This is a genomic window from Brenneria sp. L4-2C (genome assembly GCF_040240335.1).
Classification (GTDB): domain Bacteria; phylum Pseudomonadota; class Gammaproteobacteria; order Enterobacterales; family Enterobacteriaceae; genus Brenneria.
The window spans coordinates 1-20,515 of sequence record NZ_JBEIAC010000030.1; the positions used below are offsets into that span (position 1 = coordinate 1).

20 protein-coding genes and 1 pseudogene are annotated in these 20,515 nt (G+C 56.5%); 16 read left to right on the plus strand and 5 right to left on the minus strand.

Translation table 11 applies throughout. From position 1 onward, the window contains the following. The 6 genes and pseudogenes from ABRZ26_RS23355 to ABRZ26_RS23380 all read left to right on the plus strand — a co-directional run. A pseudogene (locus tag ABRZ26_RS23355) lies at nt 1–112 on the plus strand (IS5/IS1182 family transposase); the annotation flags it as partial. A 185-nt stretch (nt 113–297) separates the two neighbouring features. Continuing rightward, nucleotides 298–951, plus strand: a complete 654-nt coding sequence (locus tag ABRZ26_RS23360) for an RraA family protein (protein WP_319606489.1) — start codon at nt 298–300, stop codon at nt 949–951. A 104-nt stretch (nt 952–1,055) separates the two neighbouring features. After that, nucleotides 1,056–2,057 (plus strand): Bug family tripartite tricarboxylate transporter substrate binding protein, encoded by a 1,002-nt coding sequence (locus ABRZ26_RS23365; RefSeq protein ID WP_319606490.1) that lies wholly within the window; start codon nt 1,056–1,058, stop codon nt 2,055–2,057. 15 nt (nt 2,058–2,072) lie between these two features. After that, nucleotides 2,073–2,858, plus strand: coding sequence for an RraA family protein (locus tag ABRZ26_RS23370; RefSeq protein ID WP_319606491.1), 786 nt, complete (start codon nt 2,073–2,075; stop codon nt 2,856–2,858). 94 nt (nt 2,859–2,952) lie between these two features. After that, nucleotides 2,953–3,417 (plus strand): tripartite tricarboxylate transporter TctB family protein, encoded by a 465-nt coding sequence (locus tag ABRZ26_RS23375; RefSeq protein WP_319606492.1) that lies wholly within the window; start codon nt 2,953–2,955, stop codon nt 3,415–3,417. Then, nucleotides 3,414–4,916, plus strand: coding sequence for a tripartite tricarboxylate transporter permease (locus ABRZ26_RS23380; protein ID WP_319606493.1), 1,503 nt, complete (start codon nt 3,414–3,416; stop codon nt 4,914–4,916). Before ABRZ26_RS23375 ends, ABRZ26_RS23380 begins: the two co-directional genes overlap by 4 nt. Nucleotides 4,917–4,976: 60 nt before the next feature. Here the strand turns inward: ABRZ26_RS23380 and ABRZ26_RS23385 are convergent, their stop codons facing one another. Beyond that, the gene (locus tag ABRZ26_RS23385) at nt 4,977–6,044 is read right to left on the minus strand and encodes a ketopantoate reductase family protein (RefSeq protein WP_319606494.1); all 1,068 of its coding nucleotides are present in this window, start codon (nt 6,042–6,044) and stop codon (nt 4,977–4,979) included. A gap of 86 nt (nt 6,045–6,130) precedes the next feature. Further along, nucleotides 6,131–6,715, minus strand: coding sequence for a peroxidase-related enzyme (locus tag ABRZ26_RS23390; RefSeq protein ID WP_319606495.1), 585 nt, complete (start codon nt 6,713–6,715; stop codon nt 6,131–6,133). A 591-nt stretch (nt 6,716–7,306) separates the two neighbouring features. Between ABRZ26_RS23390 and ABRZ26_RS23395 the strand changes: the two genes are divergently transcribed. From ABRZ26_RS23395 to ABRZ26_RS23420, 6 genes are read left to right on the plus strand one after another with little or no spacing between them, the layout of a single operon-like run. After that, the gene (locus ABRZ26_RS23395) at nt 7,307–8,278 is read left to right on the plus strand and encodes an ABC transporter permease (protein WP_319606496.1); all 972 of its coding nucleotides are present in this window, start codon (nt 7,307–7,309) and stop codon (nt 8,276–8,278) included. Next, the gene (locus tag ABRZ26_RS23400; protein WP_319606497.1) at nt 8,275–9,108 is read left to right on the plus strand and encodes an ABC transporter permease; all 834 of its coding nucleotides are present in this window, start codon (nt 8,275–8,277) and stop codon (nt 9,106–9,108) included. Before ABRZ26_RS23395 ends, ABRZ26_RS23400 begins: the two co-directional genes overlap by 4 nt. Continuing rightward, on the plus strand, nt 9,105–9,980 hold the full coding sequence (locus tag ABRZ26_RS23405) for an ABC transporter ATP-binding protein (RefSeq protein WP_319606498.1): 876 nt from the start codon (nt 9,105–9,107) through the stop codon (nt 9,978–9,980). Before ABRZ26_RS23400 ends, ABRZ26_RS23405 begins: the two co-directional genes overlap by 4 nt. After that, on the plus strand, nt 9,980–10,966 hold the full coding sequence (locus tag ABRZ26_RS23410; protein ID WP_319606499.1) for an ABC transporter ATP-binding protein: 987 nt from the start codon (nt 9,980–9,982) through the stop codon (nt 10,964–10,966). The genes ABRZ26_RS23405 and ABRZ26_RS23410 overlap by 1 nt, the downstream gene beginning before the upstream one ends. 16 nt (nt 10,967–10,982) lie before the next feature. Then, nucleotides 10,983–12,575 (plus strand): ABC transporter substrate-binding protein, encoded by a 1,593-nt coding sequence (locus tag ABRZ26_RS23415; RefSeq protein WP_319606500.1) that lies wholly within the window; start codon nt 10,983–10,985, stop codon nt 12,573–12,575. Next, nucleotides 12,575–13,633 (plus strand): ketopantoate reductase family protein, encoded by a 1,059-nt coding sequence (locus tag ABRZ26_RS23420; RefSeq protein ID WP_319606501.1) that lies wholly within the window; start codon nt 12,575–12,577, stop codon nt 13,631–13,633. The genes ABRZ26_RS23415 and ABRZ26_RS23420 overlap by 1 nt, the downstream gene beginning before the upstream one ends. 24 nt (nt 13,634–13,657) lie before the next feature. Here the strand turns inward: ABRZ26_RS23420 and ABRZ26_RS23425 are convergent, their stop codons facing one another. Beyond that, nucleotides 13,658–15,187: a flavocytochrome c gene (locus tag ABRZ26_RS23425; protein WP_319606502.1), complete on the minus strand. Its 1,530-nt coding sequence runs from the start codon at nt 15,185–15,187 to the stop codon at nt 13,658–13,660. Nucleotides 15,188–15,420: 233 nt separating this feature from the next. Beyond that, a complete protein-coding gene (locus tag ABRZ26_RS23430; RefSeq protein ID WP_319606503.1) occupies nt 15,421–16,611 on the minus strand; it encodes an MFS transporter in 1,191 nt (396 codons plus the stop codon). 255 nt (nt 16,612–16,866) lie between these two features. Between ABRZ26_RS23430 and yhjD the strand changes: the two genes are divergently transcribed. From yhjD to kdgK, 3 genes are all read left to right on the plus strand, one after another. After that, entirely contained in the window at nt 16,867–17,883 is a 1,017-nt protein-coding gene (gene yhjD, locus ABRZ26_RS23435) for an inner membrane protein YhjD (RefSeq protein ID WP_319606504.1), read from the plus strand. A gap of 37 nt (nt 17,884–17,920) precedes the next feature. Next, nucleotides 17,921–18,121 carry a 2-hydroxymuconate tautomerase family protein gene (locus ABRZ26_RS23440; protein ID WP_319606505.1) on the plus strand — a complete coding sequence of 67 codons (201 nt, stop codon included), beginning with the start codon at nt 17,921–17,923 and terminating at the stop codon, nt 18,119–18,121. 175 nt (nt 18,122–18,296) lie between these two features. Further along, nucleotides 18,297–19,229 carry a 2-dehydro-3-deoxygluconokinase gene (gene kdgK, locus ABRZ26_RS23445; protein WP_319606506.1) on the plus strand — a complete coding sequence of 311 codons (933 nt, stop codon included), beginning with the start codon at nt 18,297–18,299 and terminating at the stop codon, nt 19,227–19,229. Nucleotides 19,230–19,644: 415 nt separating this feature from the next. Here the strand turns inward: kdgK and ABRZ26_RS23450 are convergent, their stop codons facing one another. Next, on the minus strand, nt 19,645–19,773 hold the full coding sequence (locus ABRZ26_RS23450) for a hypothetical protein (protein ID WP_319606507.1): 129 nt from the start codon (nt 19,771–19,773) through the stop codon (nt 19,645–19,647). Nucleotides 19,774–19,966: 193 nt separating this feature from the next. Between ABRZ26_RS23450 and ABRZ26_RS23455 the strand changes: the two genes are divergently transcribed. Then, nucleotides 19,967–20,275, plus strand: coding sequence for a hypothetical protein (locus tag ABRZ26_RS23455; protein ID WP_319606508.1), 309 nt, complete (start codon nt 19,967–19,969; stop codon nt 20,273–20,275). The last annotated feature ends 240 nt before the right edge of the window (nt 20,276–20,515 follow it).

Genomic DNA, 20,515 nt, shown 5'->3' on the forward strand with positions numbered 1-20,515 from the left:
GTTAAAAGAGTACCGGCGTATTGCCACACGCTACGACAAAACGGCGAGAAATTATCTGTCGATGGTGAAACTGGGCTGCATCCGACTCTTTTACAAGAAGTTATGCAATTAAGGGACACAGCCTAGTTTTATTCTCGGAAAAGATATCTCTTTAAATCATCACCCGTTATTAAATTCATGCCTGTTTAACTGGCGCATTAGCGTAGGCTTAAATTGTCGTTCGGCCACTCTTGAATATAAATAAAAATGCAGGCCATTTTATTTTGACGTTCTGCATATTTTCTGGAGATAACACCGTTGACCACTGTATTAAAACCCGATTTCCCCAGACCCCGTGCGGCGCAATTAGCCGCGTTGCAAACGGTCGGTAGCGCATTGCTTTATCAGGCGTTAGGACAACGCGGCGCATTGCATTCATCCATCAAGCCATTGCAATCGGGCCGCCGCCTGCTGGGACCGGCGTTCACCGCCGGCGGCTTCCCCGGCGACAACCTTACTGGACACGCGGCAATCACGCTGGCTCAACCCGGAGACATCCTGGTTTATACGGTAGACGGCTTTATTCAGGGAGCCTCATTCGGCGACATGATGGCGGCAGTCGCCGCATCGCGCGGCCTTGGCGGTATCCTGATCGACGGTGCGGTTCGCGACGCGGCTACATTACGCTCATGGTCCCTTCCCGTATTTAGCCGGGGCATCAGCCTGAAAAGCCGGGGCGAGAAAGCGCGACTCGGCCCGTTAGCGGCCCCGTTGGTGGTCGCCGGCGTGGAAATCGCGCCCGGCGATCTGATTGTCGGCGATGACGATGGCGTCATCGCGGTTCCCTATGCCCTGATCGACGTCGCCATTGAGCGAGTGCGGCAGTTGACGGCGGAAAAGGAGAACCTGCTGCGGCGTTTTTCTTCCGATGTTTCGCCGGCGGATTGGGAAAGGCTGAAAGCCTGGGAATAAGCGTGCTTTACGGCGGCGCGCTTAACCGTTCGAATTCGTAACACAGTGCTCCGTCAGCGGCTGACAGCAACATGAATAACAAATAATGAGGAGTTTTACTGAATATGAAAACATTGGGGATTTCACGCCGCGATTTGTTACGGTTGGCCACCGTGTCTTTGCTGACGGCGGGAATTGGCACGCTGAGTCAGAAAGCGATTGCCGCCAGCGCCGATTGGCCGACGAAAACGGTCAAACTGGTGGTACCCTTTCCTCCCGGCGGCGGGACCGACCTCCTGGCGCGGGCGCTGGCCGAACGTCTTTCCAACGTCTTCGGCCGGACTTTCGTCGTCGAAAACAGGCCGGGCGCCGGCGCGGCGGTGGGAACAGAATATGTGGCGCGGGCGACCGACGGACATACCTTTCTCTTCGCGTCTTCCAACCATGTCACCGTACCGGCGTTAAATACGCGCTTGCGCTATGACATTTTCAAGGATTTCAAATCCATATCGCTGGTAACCGATCAGGCGAGCGTTTTCGCCGTATCGCCCGATCTGCCCGGCGCAAACCTGGGCGAGGTGCTGGAGCACATTAAGGCGAATCCCGGCAAATATAACTACGGCACCGCCGGGATTGGATCCGGCCAACATTTAAGCACGGCGTATTTGCAACAGTTGACGGGTATCGACGTGGTTCATGTTCCGCTCAAAGGGCAAGGTGAAATCATTTCCGAACTGCTAGGCAAACGGATCCAATTGGGCTTCCTGGTACTGAGCACCGCGCTGCCATATTTCCAGGCCGGCACGATCCGTCCGTTGGGGGTATCGACTGAGCAACGCAGCGTATTCGCCCCGGATATTCCCACGATTTCAGAGGCGGGCGTCCCCAATTTCGTGGCGCGCTCCTGGCTGGGGCTGCTCGGCCCGGTCTCGACGCCGGATGACGTCGTAACGCGTCTGCATGATGCCGTCATCGCATTCAAAGACGACCCCAGCTATATAGCCATCACCAATAAAGCGGGCATGACATTGATCAACAGTACGCCGGAGGCGTTCGACGTCGAAATCAAGCGCGGCTACGACCAATGGCGGGCGGTTGTCGCTAAAGCCAATATTCAACAGCAGTAAAATCTGGAGAACGTCATGAGCGACGAGCAGGAAATTCAAGCACAGTTGCAGCCTTATACCGAGCGTCTGCTCGGTACGCTGAACCCGCGCCTGATCAAACAGGTCGAGATCGCGCGGCCGTCCGCCGAGGTGATCCAGGGGTTTCTGAGTCTGCCGGATCTGACATCGCTGGTGGCGGATATTCTGGATGAGTTGGGCTACGACACCGCGGTTCCGGCGCAAACGCTGCGACCGCTGACGCCGGGGCAGCGTATCGCCGGACCGGCGGTGACGGCCCGGCAAAGCCGCGCCAGACAACTGCCGGGCTTCACGCTGTCGTCGGGCGGCGGTCCGCAGGGCGGAGGCATCGACCAAATCACGTTAACGCGTCCGGGGGACGTTTTCGTCATTGATGCGGCGGGTGTAACCGATGCATCAAGCTTTGGCGGCATCCTCGCTACGGCGGCGAACGCGGCGGGACTGGCTGGCGTGGTGGCCGACGGCGCTGTCCGCGATAGCGGCAGCATCGTCGCGTCGGGGCTGGCAGTCTGGTCGCGCAGCGTCACGCCACGAACCGGTAAACGCCGGCTCGAACTGGTGGAATTTAACGGCGTGGTCGATATCGGCGGCGTACAGGTCCGGCCTGGCGATATCGTTTTGGCGGATAACGACGGCGTGATTTTCGTCCCACTGGATATTGCGGAGACGGTCTTGGCTCGCGCCCGGCTTGCCGCGGAAAAAGAGAGCGATCTGCTACAGGCGCTGGAGCAAGGCGCCTCGGCGCGCGATGCCGCCGATATTCTGGCGCCGGGCAAGTGGTAAGACGCCGTACGCCGCCGGGCTTGCCTTCCGAAGGTCGGCCGAATTTTCTATGGCGAAAACATCGATTACGAATTTATTTGCATGAGGTAGCTTTATGTCTGCGACTCACACAATCAGGCGGGGCGAGATCCTGTCGGGCATCGTCATTGCGTTATTGGGCGCAGGAACCATCGTTGTCGCGAACAAGGATCACGCACTGGGAACGGCCGCCAGAATGGGCGCGGGTTATATGCCGACGATTTTAGGCTTTCTTCTGGTGGCGCTGGGAGGATTGATTGCGCTACAGGCGTGGCTGTCGTCAGTCAAAGGCGGAAGCCTGGGCGCCGGTCTTACGCTGCGTCCCCCGTTGCTGATGCTGGGCGCGGTTCTCTTGTTTGCATTACTGATAGAACACTGGGGGATCATCGTCGCCAGCCTGTTGACGGTGATTACCGCGGCGATTGGCAGCCGTGAAGCGAAGCTGAAGGAAACGTTAGCCTTGGCAACGGCGCTGTCATTTTCCGTACCGCTCCTGTTCGTGCAGGTATTGGGCCTCCCCCTAAAGGTCTGGCCGTTATGACGGACGTCTGGCAGGGGTTATTTCACGGAATTTCGGTCGCGCTGTTGCCGAACAACCTGTTCTACTGCTTTTGCGGCACGCTTTTCGGCACCTTGGTCGGCGTACTACCGGGGGTTGGGCCGCTGGTGACGATCGCGCTGCTGCTGCCTTTCACATTTTCACTGGAGCCGACCAGCGCGCTCATCATGCTGGCGGGCATCTATTATGGCGCGCAGTACGGGGGATCCACGACGTCTATTCTGCTCAATATGCCGGGGGAAACCTCATCGGTGATCACCTGTCTGGACGGACACGCCATGGCGAAACAGGGCCGGGCGGGACCGGCGTTGGCGATCGCCGCGCTGGGTTCATTTGTCGCGGGGACGTTCGCCACGTTCATCATCGGTTTTTTTTCCCCGTCGTTGGCCGGCGTCGCCATTCGTTTCGGCCCCGCCGATTACTTTTCACTATTGATTCTAGGGTTGGTCGGCGCGGTGGTGCTGGCGCAGGGATCGCTGCTCAAGGCCATCACCATGGTGGTGATGGGATTGCTGCTGGGGTTGGTCGGCACGGACATCAATTCCGGCGAACTGCGTTTCACCTTCGACATCCCCGAATTGGCCGACGGCATCAGCTTCGTGCCGCTGGCTATGGGGGTATTCGGGATCGGTGAAATCATCCGGGTTCTGGTACAGCAGGAAAAAGACGGCGGTTCGGTGATCGAACACGGCCGGTTGTTGCCCAGCAGGCAAGATTTACGCCGTTCTTCGCCTGCGATTGTGCGCGGTTCGGTGCTGGGCTCGGTGCTGGGATTATTGCCCGGCGGCGGCGCATCCCTGGCCGCTTTCGCCGCGTATACGGTGGAAAAGAAGCTGGCCAGGGATCCATCGCGTTTCGGACACGGCGCCATCGAAGGCGTCGCTGGGCCGGAATCGGCCAACAATGCGGCCGCCCAGACATCGTTTATTCCGTTGCTGACGCTGGGACTCCCCTCCAACGCGATCATGGCATTGATGGTGGGCGCCATGATGATCCACGGCATTAACCCCGGCCCCCGCATCATGCAGAGCGAACCGGATCTGTTCTGGGGCATGGTGGCCAGCATGTGGATAGGCAACGCCATGCTGCTGGTCCTCAACCTGCCGCTGGTCGGTCTGTGGGTGCGCCTGCTGAGAATACCCTACCGTTTATTTTACCCCGCGATCGTACTGTTCAGTTGTGTCGGCATCTATAGCGTGTCGAATAACCCGTTCGATCTGTTTCTGGCGGCATTGTTCGCGCTCTTAGGATATACGCTGGCGATGCTGCGTTTTGAACTGGCGCCGTTGCTGCTCGGATTCATTCTCGGGCCAATGATGGAGGAAAATTTACGCCGGGCGCTGATCATCTCGCGCGGCGATTTCGGTATTTTTATTCACGAACCTATCAGTCTGGGGCTATTGATCGCATCGGCGCTACTGCTGCTGATTACGCTGGCGCCCGTCGTTCGTCTCGGCCGGGACAAGATCTTCAGCGAATAGCCGGTACTCATTCCTTCGAAACCCGCCACGATGGGTGAGGGTTGTCACCCATCGCCCGCATCACCCGGCAAGCGACTCGCCAAGCTGGATAATCAGCTCCGGTGATGGTGTAAGCTGACGGCGTTCGATATGGTGGATGGCATCGACAATGGCGGCATTGGCTGGCGTCGGAATGCCGAACTGGCGGCCCGTCTCAACGATCAAGGCATTCATATAGTCGATTTCCGTACGCCGGTTGCGGCGGATATCCTGTCCCATCGAGGGGCGCTGATGCTCGCTTTGCGTTCCCAGTTCAACATAAGAAAGGAAGTTCGCTTCCGCTTCGCGCAGCGCGTCGACATCGCCCTGCGCCGCTTTCACCAGCACTTCCGGTTTACTGCGGTTAATGGCGTCAAGAGCAAGCCCCTGCGCCAGCCCGACCTGAGCGGCCTCGCCCCCCAGCCGAATGGCGAAACGGCGTACGGCTTCGTTGCGAATCAGGTCGTTACCGGTAAGACCGCTGGCGGCGGCGATAGAATTGCGCATGGCATTGATGCTTAATTTGGTCCAGCGATGCGCGTACAAATCATCCGTCACCAGAACCGTATCGACGGGTTGGAAAATCTCCCCGAAGCGTTGCAGCCGCGGCGTGATGCCGCCTTTAAATTCCCCGACGCGCAGCGAGCCAGGAGCCCCGCGCTGATTACCGCGGCGAATTTTGCCCGGCTGGTAAAGTTCGGCGGCGATGGTGATGACAATGCCCAGCGTGTTTTCCTCCCCCGCGACAGAGGCGACGCGCGCATCATTGATACAGTTCTGCGTCGAGGCGATGACACCGTCAGGACGAATAAAAGGCCGGATAAACCGGGTGGCCCACAGGGTATCGTACGATTTTAACGCAATGATGCCGATATCGAAGCGCGGCTCAAAATGCAGTTGCTGCGCTTCGCCGAGGTGAAGAATATTTAAAGGAACCGTGAAACGCTCTTCCGGCGTTAGTCCTTCCAACGATACGCCATCGCGTCGGATCGCCTCGACATTTTCCGACCAGGGGTCGATCAGGGTGACATGGCGCCCGGCGCGGCTCAGATAAGCGCCGATATAGCCGCCGATCGCGCCGGCGCCGATAATTAAAATACGTTCAGACATGATAGTGGTTTCCTGTTTCTCGTCGTGGGCTTGCTCCCGCAGAGTCCGATGGGGTATCGGAACTCCGGCGGAGAAAGGGGCGATGCTTAACGGAATGAAAGGAACGGTTCCGGATTGGGATGAATGCCAAGTCCGCTATTAACCCGGTTGCTGAAATTGAAATAGGCGGCGATAGCGACGACTTCAATAATCTCGCGTTCCGTCACGCCGCTTGCCCGCAGCGGCTCCAGATCGCGCTCTACAACCGCTTCCGGCGCCTCGGTCAACTTTTGCACGTAATCGGCGATCGCACGTTCACGCACGGTCAGCTCCGCATCGCGGTAGTTCACTTCAATCCCCCCTACCCACAGCGGATCGCCGGTAATCTGGCGCAATTTCGCCGCATGCCCCCAGACACAGGGGCGGCAGCGGTTTTGTACGCTGACGACAAGCGCAATCAATTCACGTTCTTTTCCGCTTAATCCGCCTTCGTATTCAACGGTCAGCGCTCGGCTCAACGCATCCTGTGCAAGCAGCGCCGCCGGGAACTGTCCCAGCACCGCCTGCATATTGCGGATAAAGCCGCGCGCTTCAAGCGAAGCGGAAAATAATTTCTCCGTTTCCTCTGTCGGCGCCGTATTTTTCAATTTTAACCAGGAGATATCTTTTGTTTTAACATTCTTGCTGGACATATCAGGTATTTCCTTTATTTGTTAAACAGAATTTATGTTTAATGAAAAGACCGTCTACCCTGGCATTAAATAATGTCACCGACGGCCGGTAAAATATGATGAATCCGCCATTCAATAGTCTATTAATGAATAATTAAAGCATGATTACTGATAAGGAATTTCTCAAGAAACCCACGAAAAACATAACGTGATTCCACGAGTATGACAATATTCCACAATAAATATTTATAGGTATCAAGATACCACACAGAGCATCAGCGCAATGATAAAAACCAAATATATACCCAATAGATTTCGAGTTGCAGGAAGGCGGCAACTGAACGACAAATTCGTCGGGAACGAATTTGACCAGCCAATGGCTGGCCTCCGGTGAGAGACAGGATGTCTCTCATTAATCCCCAGGAGCTTACTCAAGTAAGTGACTGGGGTGAGCGAAGGCAGCCAACGCACCAACAACTTGAAAGATGATGGGTATAAGAGATATTTTATTGCCACTATTACTCTATTCATATCTAAAAACTGAAATAGACACCGGCGCTATTATCAGTATAGTGACTTGGGTTAATAATTAACCGAGGATCCATATCTGGTATGAAACATTATATATTTCGCCGGATAGCACAGGTAAGTATTGTTGCCGTATTTGTGATATTAGGTAATTTTATTTTACTCAAATCCGTACCGGGTGATTTGGTCGATGTCATAGCGGGCGAATCGGGTTCAGCCACGCCGGAATATATGGATATGCTGCGGGTTCAATTTGGTCTCGATCGCTCTGGCATCGAACAACTGGCGATATATTTCGGGCAAATACTGCATTTCGATCTGGGATTTTCTTTTCGCTATAACATGCCGGTGACAACATTAATTCTCGAACGGATGCCCGCGACGCTTTTACTGTTGGGAAGCAGCATTCTTTTTGCCGTGGTATTCGGCGTGATCATGGGCTGCCTGGCCGCGCGTTATCGGCATGGCGCATTCGATCAGTTCATGACGCTGTTTTCCTCGGTGGTGTTTGCCATACCGGTATTCTGGTTTGGCCTGATGGGCATCGTGCTGTTTGCGGTTCACTTACGCTGGCTGCCCATCGGCGGCATGGTGACGATTGGCGCTTCGCCAGGCGCATTGGGCGTGGCGGGCGATATCGCCTGGCACCTGATCATGCCGGCCATCACGCTAAGCCTGTCTCACCTGGCGCTCTACGCCCGGGTCACGCGCGCCTCCATGCTGGAGGTCTATCACCTCGATTTCGTGCGTACGGCGCGGGCGAAGGGTATCAGCGAAGCGGCGGTGACCGTACGTCACGTGTTACGTAATTCCCTGCTGCCGGTGGTGACGCTTACCGGCCTGCAACTCGGCTCCATTCTCGGCGGCGCCGTAGTGGTCGAGACGGTGTTCTCCTGGCCGGGAATGGGCAGGCTGGCCTTTGAGGCGGTGGCCGATCGCGACATTAATCTGTTGCTGAGTCTGTTTCTCTGCAACTCCTTGCTGGTGGTGTTGAGCAGCCTGCTGATTGATATCCTGTACGGCGTGCTCGATCCGCGCGTTGGGCTGGCGTCATGAAAACCGCGGCCTTTCCCCGTTTGAATCCGTACATCCGAGTCGGACTGCTATTGCTGGCGGTTTTACTCGTCATCGCCGCGAGCGCCGGACTGCTGTACCCCGGTGATCCGCAAGATATGGTTGGGCCGCGAACGGTTTGGCCGTTGCAAAACGGACATTATCCGCTGGGAACCGACCAGTTGGGACGCGATGTCGCCGCCCAGTTGGCGCATGGCGCCCGCGTTTCATTAGCCATCGGGCTGAGCGCCGCATTTATTGCGACGTCTATCGGCGTAAGCCTCGGCGCCGCCGCCGGTTATCTGGGGGGCCTATACGACGATGTGCTGACCCGGATCTGCGAGTATTTTCAAACCATTCCGACCTTTCTGTTTTCCATGGTGCTCGTCGCGCTGCTATCCCCTTCGCTGGGCAGCGTGGCGCTGGCGATAGGCCTGACCTCATGGACCGAAATCGCCCGCCTGACCCGTGCGGAAGTGTTCAAGATCCGTCATGCCGACTATGTGCTGGCGGCGGAAACCATGGGGATCGGTCATTTCGATATTGTGCGTCATCATATTCTGCCCAACAGCTCCGCGCCCATCATCGTGATGATCTCGGTCATCATCGCGCACGCCATTCTGGTGGAAACGGCGCTCGCGTTTCTCGGACTGGGCGATCCCAATACGATTTCCTGGGGAGGCATGATCCGCAACGCCCGGCCGTTGCTCAGAACGGCCTGGTACCTTATCGCCTTGCCGGGGCTGGCGATCTTCATCACCGTCATGAGCTTTACATTATTAAGCAACGGTCTTACGGATCTGCTCAATCCGCATAAGGAGGCAGGAAAATGACAGCGCAGCCGGCGTCGCCTCTGCTACAGGTTCAGGATCTCACCGTGGACTTCGCTTCCCCTCACGCCGTTCCCCAGCGCGTGGTGCATGGCGTCGCCTTTGAGCTGTTCGCCGGTCAGACGCTGGCGTTGGTCGGGGAGTCCGGATGCGGCAAAAGCGTCACCGGTCTGAGCCTGATGGGGCTATTGCCTGAAGCACGGATCGGAGGACGCGTACTGCTGAACGGCGCCGATATATTACACACGACGCCGCGCCAACGCCGCCAGCGCGGCGGACCGGCGCTGGCGATGGTGTTTCAGGATCCGATGAGCGCGCTGAACCCCGTTCTGACGATTGGCGCGCAGCTCATCGAAGCCATCCTCGCCAGCCATTCGCTTTCTCGCCGGGCAGTGAAAGCGCTAGCGCTCGAACTACTGGCGCAGGTGCGGCTTCCGGAGCCAGAACGCCGATTCGACGAATACCCGCATAAACTATCCGGCGGCATGCGTCAGCGAGTGGTGATCGCGCTGGCGCTGGCGACGCGTCCGGCCCTATTGATTGCCGACGAGCCGACGACGGCGCTGGATGTCACTATTCAGGCCCAGATTCTGCAACTGCTGATGAATCTGAAGGATGAGTTGGGCATGTCGCTGCTGTTGATTACCCATGACCTGGGAGTGATCGCGGAAACGGCGGATCGCGTTGCCGTCATGCGCCATGGCGTTATCGTTGAAGAGCAGGATGTCTTCTCCTTTTTTGACGGCCCCCGGCACCCCTATAGCCGCCAGTTGCTGCTGGCGCGTCCTCAGCCGCGCCAGCGGCACGGCGCCAGACAGCGTCTGCTCTGCGTGAGCGATACGCCCGCGCCGGGCGATGACGAGGAGGCCGCTTGATGCCGATGCTACAGGTGAGCGACCTCCACGTAACCTATCAGACACCGGCAGGGAAAGCCCATGCCGTCAACGGCGTCAATCTTGAGGTCGCCGCCGGGGAAACCGTCGGGATCGTCGGCGAATCAGGGTGCGGCAAATCCTCGCTGGCCCGGGCCGTGATGAGACTCCTCGAACCGGCCTCCGGGCGAATAATGATCGGCGATATTGATGCGACGGCGTTGCCGAAAAACAAGCTGCGGCCGTTAAGACGACGGATACAGATGGTGTTCCAGGATCCGGCCGCCTCTCTCGATCCGCGTTTCACCGTCGGGCGGTTGATCGGCGAACCGCTGACGTTAACGGAAAAAAACCGGGCGGCCCGCGATAAACGGGTTCGGGCATTAATGAACGACGTCGGGCTGCCCGGCGAATTATTCGATCGCTACCCGCACCAGCTTTCCGGCGGCCAGCGTCAGCGGGTCGCCATCGCGCGGGCCATTGCTCCAGGTCCGGACATTATCGTGCTGGATGAGCCGGTATCGGCGCTGGACGTATCGTTACAGGCGCAGGTATTGAATCTGCTGGTGGATTTGCAGGAGCGCTACCGCCTGGCCTATCTGTTCGTCAGCCATGACATCGGCGTGGTGCAGTACATGGCGGACAGGATCGCCGTCATGTATTTGGGGCGCATCGTCGAGATAGCGCCTTATGCCGATATGATGGAATTACCGTTGCATCCTTATACCCAGGCGTTGTTTCAGGCCGTGCCGATCATGGATCCGCATCGCTCGCGCATCGCCAACAAACAAATTCTCGCCGGAGACGTACCCAGCCCGCTCAATATTCCGCCAGGGTGCGCCTTCCACACCCGCTGCCGTTTTGCGACCGATCATTGTCGCCGAACGGAACCGCAGTTGCATCCCGCCGGCCCGGAGCGGTTCGTCGCCTGCCATCTGCCATCGCCGGCAATTGAAAATAATAACGACCTTAACGACGTATCTCACTGATCAGGGGAAAGAATTCATGCCTAAATACACACAGATTTTTATACGACTATTCATGGGACTTATGCTGCTCAGCGGCTTCGCCAACGCCGCTGAACCCGTTCGTGGCGGAACATTGGTCGCGGTGATCAACCCGGCGCCGAGCGTGTTAAGCAGCGCGATAAACAACCATTTCTCGGTTAATGTGGTATCGCCGAATGTGTTCGACGGGCTGCTGTCCTACGATAGCGAGATGAAGCCCCAGCCGAGCCTGGCGCTGAGTTGGGAAACGTCGGCGGATGGCCTGTCCGTTCGTTTCGCGCTGCGTCCGAACGTGAAGTGGCACGACGGCCAGCCTTTTACGTCGCAGGATGTGCGTTATAGCGCGCTGGAACTATGGAAGAAGCTGCATCCGCGCGGCCGTACGACCTTCGCCAATCTGATCGATGTGGAAACGCCCGATCCGTTGACGGCCATATTCAAACTTTCTCAACCTTCGCCCATCCTGCTGAGCGCGCTGAGCGCGGCAGAATCGCAGATATTGCCCGCGCATCTGTATCAGGGAAGCGAGCCGCTGAAGAACCCCCACAATATCCAGCCGATTGGCACCGGGCCATTTCGCTTCGTCACCTGGCGCCGAGGGGAATTCATCGAGCTGGCGCGCAACGAGAACTATTGGGACAGCGGCAAACCCTACCTTGATAAACTGATTTTCCGCATTATCCCTGACGATGCGTCCAGAGCCGCCGCATTTGAAACCGGAGAAGTCAAGTACGGGCCGTTTGACCCGGTTCCGCTGGCCGATATCGCGCGGCTGCAAAAAAATCCGCAGTTGAAAATCACCAGCGATGGCTATCGTTGGCTATCGCCATCCTTTATTTTTGAATTCAATACCCAGGATCCGATCCTGCGCCAGGTGAAAGTCAGACAGGCGCTGGCGTACGCGATCGATCGCCAGGGGTTAATCGACAGCGCCTGGTATGGCATCGGCAAGGTATCCGTCGGCCCTATCCCCCATTACCAGAAATTTTTCACCGCCGACGTGCCGCAGTATCCGTACGATACCCGTCAGGCCGAACGGTTGCTGGATGAAGCCGGGTATGCCCGCCAGGCGAACGGCGAACGCTTCTCGCTGTTTTTCGACTACGAAGGGAATAACGAATCGTTGCAGAATACGGCGGAGTTCCTGCGCCAAAATCTGAAACAGGTCGGCGTAACGTTGAAATTACGCGTACAGGACACCCCGACCTACTACCGCAGGGTCTATACGGATTATGATTTTCAGACGCGTGCGGGACAGTTTTCAGCCATGATCGATCCGGCAATGGGCCTGTACCGTTTATACGGAACGAAGTCGATCGTCAAAGGCGTACCGAATACGAACGGCGCGCGTTACTCCAATCCGACGCTGGACGGCGTTATTGAGATCACGCAGACGGAAACCAATGCGGATAAACGCCTCAAGGCCTTTCATGAATGGCAACGCATCGCGATGACCGACCTGCCCAACCTGCCTCTGTTCGAATTACAACGGCAGACCGTTTACAGCTCGCACCTGCACGGCATCAGCAATACGCCGGATCAGGCTTTCAGCTCATTGAAAAATGTCTGGCTAGACAAGGAAGGCCAGTGATGGCCCCGCATATTGCGGTCGTGGGCGCCGGCGCGGTAGGAGGATACATCGGCGCGCAGTTGGCGGCGACTGGCGAAAACGTCACGCTGATCGACCGCTGGCGTCAACACGTCGAGGCCGCCCGCCGGGACGGCCTACGCATTAACGGCGCGGTATCGCAGGATGACGCCGTGATCCCGGTGCGCATCCTGGCTGACGACGAGGTGGATGAACTACGGCATCAGCCGCCGCTGGACATCGTGTTCATCAGCGTGAAATCCTACGACACGCGTTGGGCCGCCGAGCTAGTCTTACCCTACCTTCACCCGGACGCGCTGGTTATTTCGGCGCAAAACGGCTGCAATGAGGCCGCCATCGCCGAGATTGTCGGCGCGCCGCGTACCGCGGGGCTGATCGCGGCCCGGATAGGCGTCGAACTGCCGGAACCGGGCGTGATCCGGCGTCGCGTCATACGCGGTAGTCCCGGGATTGACGTGTTCCGCATTGGGGAACTTGACGGACGAATCAGCGATCGCATCAACGCGCTGGCGACCCTGCTGCGTCAGGTTGATTCGGTCGCCGTCACCGATAATCTGGTCGGCGAGCGCTGGTCTAAGCTGGCCGTTAATGCGATGCGCAATGGGGTTTCGGCGGCCACCGGATTGACTATCGATGCGCTGGACACGCATCCCCGGCTGCGCCGTTTCGCCATCGAGGTTGCGGGAGAAGCGGTTCGCGTCGGGCAGTTGCTGGGTCACCGTCTAACGTCCCTTGGCGCCATCCCGGCGGCCTTATTTGCCGAAGCGGCGGAGGGGAACGTCAGCGCATTGGCGGATATCGAACAGCGCCTGATCGATGCGGCGCAACGGGGCGCCGGCGGGCAGCGCCCTTCCATGGGGCAAGATATCCTCAAAGGCCGCCGTACCGAGGTCGACGAGATCTACGGTTTGGTTATCCGGCACGCCGCGGAACAAGGTATCGCCGTTCCCGCACATCAGAAGGTCTATGACGCGGTGCTGGCGATTGAGCGAGGCTTGTTGTCGCCGGCACCGGAAAATCTGCTGGGAAAAGCGCCGTAGCGGCAGGCGGCCTGCCTTTCATGCTCAGGTGGCGAGCGCGGCGTTTTTCCCGGCGATACGGCCGAAGACGATGCAGTCGGTCATGGCGACGCTGCCGAGCCTGACCGCGCCATGCACGCCGCCGACGGTTTCGCCGGCGGCATACAGATGGGGGATCGGTTTCAGATCGAAGCCGATGACCTGAGCATCCTTGTTGATCGCCAGACCGCCCATGGTGTGGTGTACCCGCGGCCACAAGCGCGCCGCGTAAAACGGCGGCGTGACGTTCGGCACCGCATCCTTGAAAATCATGCAGCCGAGATCGGGGTCGTTTTGCTGGCTGACGAATCCGTTCCAGCGGTTAACCTGCTCGACGAACGCCGCGACCGGCATATCGTACGCTTTCGCCACCTCTTCCAGCGTGTTGTACGCTTTTAACGATCCGTTCTTTAATGCGCCCGCCAGTTGTCCGGGATCAACCATATTGTCGGTATTGCGCTTATCCGCCACGATAACGGCAGGATGCCCCAGTTGAATAATCGCATCGGCGCGCTCTTTCCGGTTACCCGTTTCTTTAAAAAAGCGTTTCCCGTTGGCGGGATCAACCATCAGACCATAGCCGACGATGCGCTCGACAAACTGCGGGACATAGCCGAATCCCTGCTCATCGGGGCTGGTCCACGGCCCCAATTGGATCCAGTCCATCTGGGTATCCAGCGCGCCAATCATACAGGCCGCCATAATCGCCTCGCCGGTCGCGCCCGGATGGTTGGTCGAAGTGAACGCCTCGGTCAGTCTGGGATCGTACATCTGGCGCAACGCCACGCCCTGGGCAAAGCCGCCGGACGCCAGCACCACGCCCTTGGTGGCGCGAATGTAGGCGACATCGCCGGAGGCTTCATCCGGGAACCGGTAGCGCCGCCTGACCTCCGCGCCGACCACGCCGCCGTCCCGATCGACAATCAGCCGCAGAAGCTTGGTTCTCAGCTCGATAACCGCCCCCAGCTCCTTGGCTTTCTGCTGCTGTTTCATGATTAAACCGGAACCGGAGCGCTGCACCAGTTGATGCGCCCGCTTCACGGAGTGGCCGCCGTGATAGTTGACGACGTTAAACTCCGCGCCGATACTCTGCGCCCATTCCAGCGCTTCCACCGAATGGTCGGCCACCGTTCTGGCAAGCTCCGGGTAATTGAGCCAGCTACCCGCTTTCATCATGTCCTGATACATCAATTCGGGCGAATCCTGGATGCCCTGCTCTTTTTGCATTTTGGAGCCGGCAGCGGAAAGATCGCCGCCGTTCAGTACCGAATTCCCGCCCAATAGCGGCATTTTATCTATCACCAGCACGCTTGCCTGACCGTTGCGCGCCTCAATGGCGGCCGCCAGACCGGCGAATCCGGTACCGACAACCAGAACATCCACCGTGGTATCCCACTTCTCCGGTATAGGCGCAGGGACAGGCGCCGCCTGCGCTGACCGGGAAAGCGCCATTCCCCCCAGCGCACCGATAACGATGCCGGTTGATTGCAGAAAACGACGACGACTCTTCTGATCATGCGTTGGTTTGTTGCTCATTGGATTGTCTCCATGTCCAGAAACCATAAATCACAATAAAAAGCGGAAGGTACTCGGGGTAGTGCTAATAATGAGGCAGGTGATGAATGCAAGACTAAGCACCTGTTTGTATTCCAACACAAAATATAAGGGTTAAACGTGAATCCACTCGCACTGTGGTTATTACCCAGCGCGGCGCGAGAATGATCGGCGGCGAGGCTTGCGGAATGAAAGGCGGAAGGGGAGCGCCTTTACTAGATTCGGCGATGACTTAAACGCCACGTCAGCAGCAGGCCGCAAAGCCCCAGCAGCGCGGCCGCCAGATAGATGGAGGCGATGCCGGTATACGTCATCAGCACGCCGGCGGCCGGCCCGACCACCCCCAGCGACAGATCGAGGAAAATGGTATAGGTCGCCAGCGCGCTTCCCTGATTCTGCGGAGCGACCACCTTAACCGCCACCACGCCGAGCGCCGGGAAAACCAGCGAGAAACCGGCGCCGGCCAGCAGCGCGCCCAGTTCCGCCATCAGCGGTTGCGTCGCCCCCCACACCAGCAATAGCCCGGCGATTTCCACCACAAAACAGGCCAACGCCACGCGCAGGCCGCCAAACCGGTTAATGCTGTTTGGAAATAGCAGACGCGCGCCGACAAAGGCGCAGCTAAAAATCGTCAGCGTCAGCGCCGCGCCCTGCCAGTTTCTGTCGGCATAGAACAGCGTGATAAAGGTTGCGATCACGCCAAATCCCGCCGACGCAAGCGCGAGAATGACGCCATAGAGCCAGACTTTTCCCAGCACTTCTTTAAACGGAATTTTTTTGCCCGGCGTCACCTTCACAGCCGGGCGTCGCAAGGCGAAGGCGATAGCGATGGCCGCAACCAGGATGATGAAAACCGACAACAGTTCCAGACCGCCAATGTGGTTGATCCACACGCCCAGAGGCGCGCCGATCGCCATCGCGCCATAGGTGGCGATGCCGTTCCATGAGATGACCCGCCCGATATGACGCGATCCCACGATGCCCGCGCCCCACAGGGTTGAGCCGGTGCCGGCAAAACTTTGTCCGGCGCCAAGAATCAGGCGGCCGACGCACAACAACAGTAAGGCGAGAGCGGGAGAAGCCTCATTCCAGGCAGCCAGAAGATAAAACACACCGCTTAGCAACGTACCGGCCAGCCCCAGCAAGACCACGTTTTTAGGGCCTTTCTCATCCGCATAACGCCCGGCATGAGGCCGGCTCAGCAAAGTGGAAAAATATTGCAGGCTAATCACCAACCCCGCCCAGAAAGCGCTATAGCCCATCGAATCATGGACATAGCCGGGTAGCACCGCTATCGGCAAGCCAATGGTCAGATAACTGGCGAAGTTGAAGATAACCACGGACACAATACGCAAATTCAGACGTAATGCGCCAACGGCGGGCTCGGGCGGGGGCGAAACAGGCATGAAAACGTTTACTCGCTTAATGGTCGCGTAAGGCAAAAACATCAGCCACAGCGCGGATTGCAGCCTTGAAGTATAAACAAGCGCCTGCCGGCTTTCACGCTCAAATAATGCTAAATCATAACGGGCGTCATTATTAACCCGTGTATTCAAAAAGATGCGGCTGCGTAATAAACCAGAGAAATCGTAACGATCTCATCTTGTTGGTTATAATTAAGTGAGCCACGCACCCTAACACCCAAGCACAGGAGAAGTTCAATGCCAGTACCGGCAGACAAAGAGCATCACTCTCGGCCGGCCCCCGCAGAAAAAACAGAGGGCAACGCATCGCCACAGTCCCGAACGCTTTTAACCCGCGGCAAAGGTTGGGCAAAACGCATTCAGGCCATTCCCAGCGTGGCGCATATGATCCGTGCGGGAGAGCGTTTTAACGATCGGATGGGCAATCAGTTTGGCGCCGCGATCACCTATTTTTCCTTTTTGTCGCTGATACCCATCTTAATGGTGTCCTTTGCCGCCGTCGGTTTTGTGTTGGCTTCAAACCCGGATCTGCTGACGGAATTGATTAACCGCATCGTCAACAGCATCAGCGATCCCAACCTGGCGAATACGTTGAAAAATACGGTGAATACCGCTATTCAGCAACGTACGACGGTCGGGATCACCGGGTTGCTCATCGCCCTGTATTCCGGCGTCAGCTGGATGGGAAATCTACGCGAGGCGATCCGCGCGCAGTCGCGCGATGTCTGGGAACGCAACCCGCAGGACGAAGAGAAAATTTACTTTAAATACACCCGCGATTTCCTGTCTCTGACCGGGCTGATGGTGGCGCTGGTGATTACGCTGTTCCTCACTTCCGTTGCCGGCACCGCGCAAAATATGATCGTCAGAGCATTGGGACTGGAAGGCATTGAATGGCTGCGCCCGGCGCTGACCCTGATCGCCTTGTCGATCTCAATTTTCGCCAACTACTTATTATTTCTCTGGATATTTTTCGTACTGCCGCGCCACAAACCGAAGCGTAAGGCGTTATTCCGCGGCACGCTGCTGGCCGCCATCGGTTTTGAAGCGATCAAATTCGCCATGACCTTCTCACTGCCTAAACTGGCGAGTTCCCCCTCCGGCGCCGCTTTCGGTTCCGTTATCGGACTGATGGCGTTTTTCTATTTTTTCGCTCGGCTGACGCTATTTTGCGCCGCCTGGATCGCCACGGCGAATTATAAAGGCGATACTTCAACAGACCGCAACGAACAGCAAGAGAGCGTGCGGCAATAAAGTTCAGACCTTGCCGACATCAATATCAGGAGCCGCTATGCCGTACGTAAACATTAAAATCACCCGTGAAGGCGCCACCGCCGAACAAAAGCAAGCTCTTATCGCCGGTGTAACGCAGTTGCTGGCCGATACGCTGGGGAAAAACCCCGCCACCACCGTTGTGGTGATCGAGGAAGTGGACACCGATAACTGGGGGATAGGCGGGAAAAGCGTCACACATCTCCGAGGCCAACAATAACCCTCCTCGTCCGCGTCATCACGGGCAAAAAGGATCGGAACGCTTTCATTTTCCGATCCTCATCATAAAAAATAAAACATCATTTCAATACTATTGACTCATCGTCCCGATACGTTGAGACTGGACGTCATTCCGCATTGACAGACTTCTTACTTTTTCAAACAGGCCAGCGTTGATGACAACTAACAACATTGCCGTAATCGGCGAATGCATGATCGAACTGTCGCAAAAAGGTACGGATCTTAGCCGTGGATTCGGCGGCGATACCCTGAATACCGCCGTGTATATCGCGCGTCAGACGCAGCCCGACGCATTAGGCGTGCATTACGTCACCGCACTCGGCACCGATAGCTTTAGTGAAGAGATGATCGCCGCATGGCGGCAAGAAGGGGTACAAACCGATCTGATCCAGCGTCTGGAAGATAAGCTGCCCGGATTATATGTCATTGAAACCGACGACCGCGGCGAGCGCACATTCTACTACTGGCGCAACGACGCCGCCGCCCGCTACTGGCTCAATAGCGCCGATGCGGAAAAAATTTGCCGTCGCTTGGCGCAGTTTGATTATCTCTATCTGAGCGGCATCAGCCTGGCGATCCTCGATGACGACAGCCGCCAGCGTTTATTCGCTTTATTGCGCGACTGTCGCGCCAACGGCGGTAAAGTCATTTTCGATAATAATTATCGTCCGCGGCTATGGCAAAGCCAGGCAGAAACGCAAACAGCCTATCGCGACATTTTGTCCTGCACCGATATCGCCTTCCTGACTTTGGATGATGAAGATATGTTGTGGGGAAGCCAACCGGTGGCTGAAGTGCTTGAACGGACCCACGGCTTCGGCGTCACCGAGATTGTCATTAAGCGCGGCGCGGACGCCTGCCTGATTTCAGCGCAGGGACAGGCGTTGGTCGAGGTTCCTGCCGTGAAGCTGCCAAAAGAGAAAGTGGTCGACACCACCGCGGCGGGCGATTCTTTCAGCGCGGGTTATCTGGCCGTGCGCCTGAACGGCGGCAGCGCGCAAGAAGCGGCCCGGCGCGGACATCTGACCGCCAGTACGGTTATTCAATATCGCGGCGCCATTATTCCACGCAACGCGATGCCCGTTTAAGCGCGAATACAACATCAATCAATAAAGGCAGGTCGTGGTTTACGCGCCTGCTTTTTTATATTCTCGTACCTGTCGTAGTAAATAAAACAATTAACATAACGCATTAAATAAACCATTACTTTTTTATCGCCGGATAATTATTTAAAAACAAATTAATAATCACATTAATTATTATCCTTTCACTTCAAAAAAAATAAAAAGTTGAATATATTAATCAGATAGACATAATACGGGATTATTAATTCAATGTGGGAAATCAGATATGGATATCAATGTTGCGGCAAGAGATATTCGAGAGCTAAGAAGAGTGTATCCTGACATTCCAAATAGTATGCTTAAAAAGCTTATAGTAACGCGGGCGGCTCGGCCATTGACTGGGTGATGCAGACGGAGAAACTCAGTCTGCGCAAGGCGACTACGCGGCGAGCTGGGCGCCGCCTTTAAGCTGGGGTTCGCCAACCGGACGCTGGCCTATCGCCTGCCGCCCAAAGCGGTGCAGGCCGGGGTGAAGATCCGCGAGGTGTACGGACGTAAATCGGCGCATTACCCACATGCTTGTCGATGTGAGTGCAAAGGACTTCCTCTGTGTCGATCCACTGCCTCGCGACATCATCGCGTCTGCCTTCGACTCCTTGGTTATACGGATATATTAGGGACACCGAGCGGTGGGTTCTGGAAAATATTTGGTAGAGTTAGGGGGCCTGGTGATGCAACGCCACTATGAGGAAATGAATATTATGAGTGATGATTATATTTTTAAGATTGACAAACAATATACACGCTTTTTATTTAGAGCTATAGATGCAGCTAAAAATAGTGAGTTTGTTACTTTAAGTAAGTATGATATAGATAATTTTTACGTATCTCTTGGTAACCATATAAAAACAAATGATGGCATTAGATGCTATACGATAAGCTTCTACTCGGAAGAAGTGACTCAAGATAATTGGATGAATATTGGCGCTGGCGGAATAGTGATTGACGATGTAAATGTTGATATCGATATTGATACAGGGGAAGTAATTTATGTCTATGGAAGTCGATAATATAAGTTAGTAGTCAAAAATGGAAAGACCCTCTCTGGATCTTTCCAACTATTTCATCTGTTGTTATGCCAACATATTATCCTGCCGGACCCGAATCACCATCTTGCCGGGCATCACGCAGGTTGCCCAGTCAGGACTCTCTGCGTCAACTGTTTTCCTGCCAGATACAGTTCGCCGTTATCCCATATCCAGTTCGCGCCTAGATGGGATGCAACTAAGGTTCAATCAGACTGAATTTCT

What these genes read in the sequence shown, in the direction of transcription:
- ABRZ26_RS23365 (WP_319606490.1), top strand. Translation starts at nt 1,056, where the DNA reads ATGAAAACATTGGGGATTTCACGCCGCGATTTGTTACGGTTGGCCACC.
- ABRZ26_RS23370 (WP_319606491.1), top strand. Translation starts at nt 2,073, where the DNA reads ATGAGCGACGAGCAGGAAATTCAAGCACAGTTGCAGCCTTATACCGAG.
- ABRZ26_RS23375 (WP_319606492.1), top strand. Translation starts at nt 2,953, where the DNA reads ATGTCTGCGACTCACACAATCAGGCGGGGCGAGATCCTGTCGGGCATC.
- ABRZ26_RS23380 (WP_319606493.1), top strand. Translation starts at nt 3,414, where the DNA reads ATGACGGACGTCTGGCAGGGGTTATTTCACGGAATTTCGGTCGCGCTG.
- ABRZ26_RS23385 (WP_319606494.1), bottom strand. Translation starts at nt 6,044, where the DNA reads ATGTCTGAACGTATTTTAATTATCGGCGCCGGCGCGATCGGCGGCTAT.
- ABRZ26_RS23390 (WP_319606495.1), bottom strand. Translation starts at nt 6,715, where the DNA reads ATGTCCAGCAAGAATGTTAAAACAAAAGATATCTCCTGGTTAAAATTG.
- ABRZ26_RS23395 (WP_319606496.1), top strand. Translation starts at nt 7,307, where the DNA reads ATGAAACATTATATATTTCGCCGGATAGCACAGGTAAGTATTGTTGCC.
- ABRZ26_RS23400 (WP_319606497.1), top strand. Translation starts at nt 8,275, where the DNA reads ATGAAAACCGCGGCCTTTCCCCGTTTGAATCCGTACATCCGAGTCGGA.
- ABRZ26_RS23405 (WP_319606498.1), top strand. Translation starts at nt 9,105, where the DNA reads ATGACAGCGCAGCCGGCGTCGCCTCTGCTACAGGTTCAGGATCTCACC.
- ABRZ26_RS23410 (WP_319606499.1), top strand. Translation starts at nt 9,980, where the DNA reads ATGCCGATGCTACAGGTGAGCGACCTCCACGTAACCTATCAGACACCG.
- ABRZ26_RS23415 (WP_319606500.1), top strand. Translation starts at nt 10,983, where the DNA reads ATGCCTAAATACACACAGATTTTTATACGACTATTCATGGGACTTATG.
- ABRZ26_RS23420 (WP_319606501.1), top strand. Translation starts at nt 12,575, where the DNA reads ATGGCCCCGCATATTGCGGTCGTGGGCGCCGGCGCGGTAGGAGGATAC.
- ABRZ26_RS23425 (WP_319606502.1), bottom strand. Translation starts at nt 15,187, where the DNA reads ATGAGCAACAAACCAACGCATGATCAGAAGAGTCGTCGTCGTTTTCTG.
- ABRZ26_RS23430 (WP_319606503.1), bottom strand. Translation starts at nt 16,611, where the DNA reads ATGCCTGTTTCGCCCCCGCCCGAGCCCGCCGTTGGCGCATTACGTCTG.
- yhjD (WP_319606504.1), top strand. Translation starts at nt 16,867, where the DNA reads ATGCCAGTACCGGCAGACAAAGAGCATCACTCTCGGCCGGCCCCCGCA.
- ABRZ26_RS23440 (WP_319606505.1), top strand. Translation starts at nt 17,921, where the DNA reads ATGCCGTACGTAAACATTAAAATCACCCGTGAAGGCGCCACCGCCGAA.
- kdgK (WP_319606506.1), top strand. Translation starts at nt 18,297, where the DNA reads ATGACAACTAACAACATTGCCGTAATCGGCGAATGCATGATCGAACTG.
- ABRZ26_RS23450 (WP_319606507.1), bottom strand. Translation starts at nt 19,773, where the DNA reads ATGCGCCGATTTACGTCCGTACACCTCGCGGATCTTCACCCCGGCCTG.
- ABRZ26_RS23455 (WP_319606508.1), top strand. Translation starts at nt 19,967, where the DNA reads ATGAGTGATGATTATATTTTTAAGATTGACAAACAATATACACGCTTT.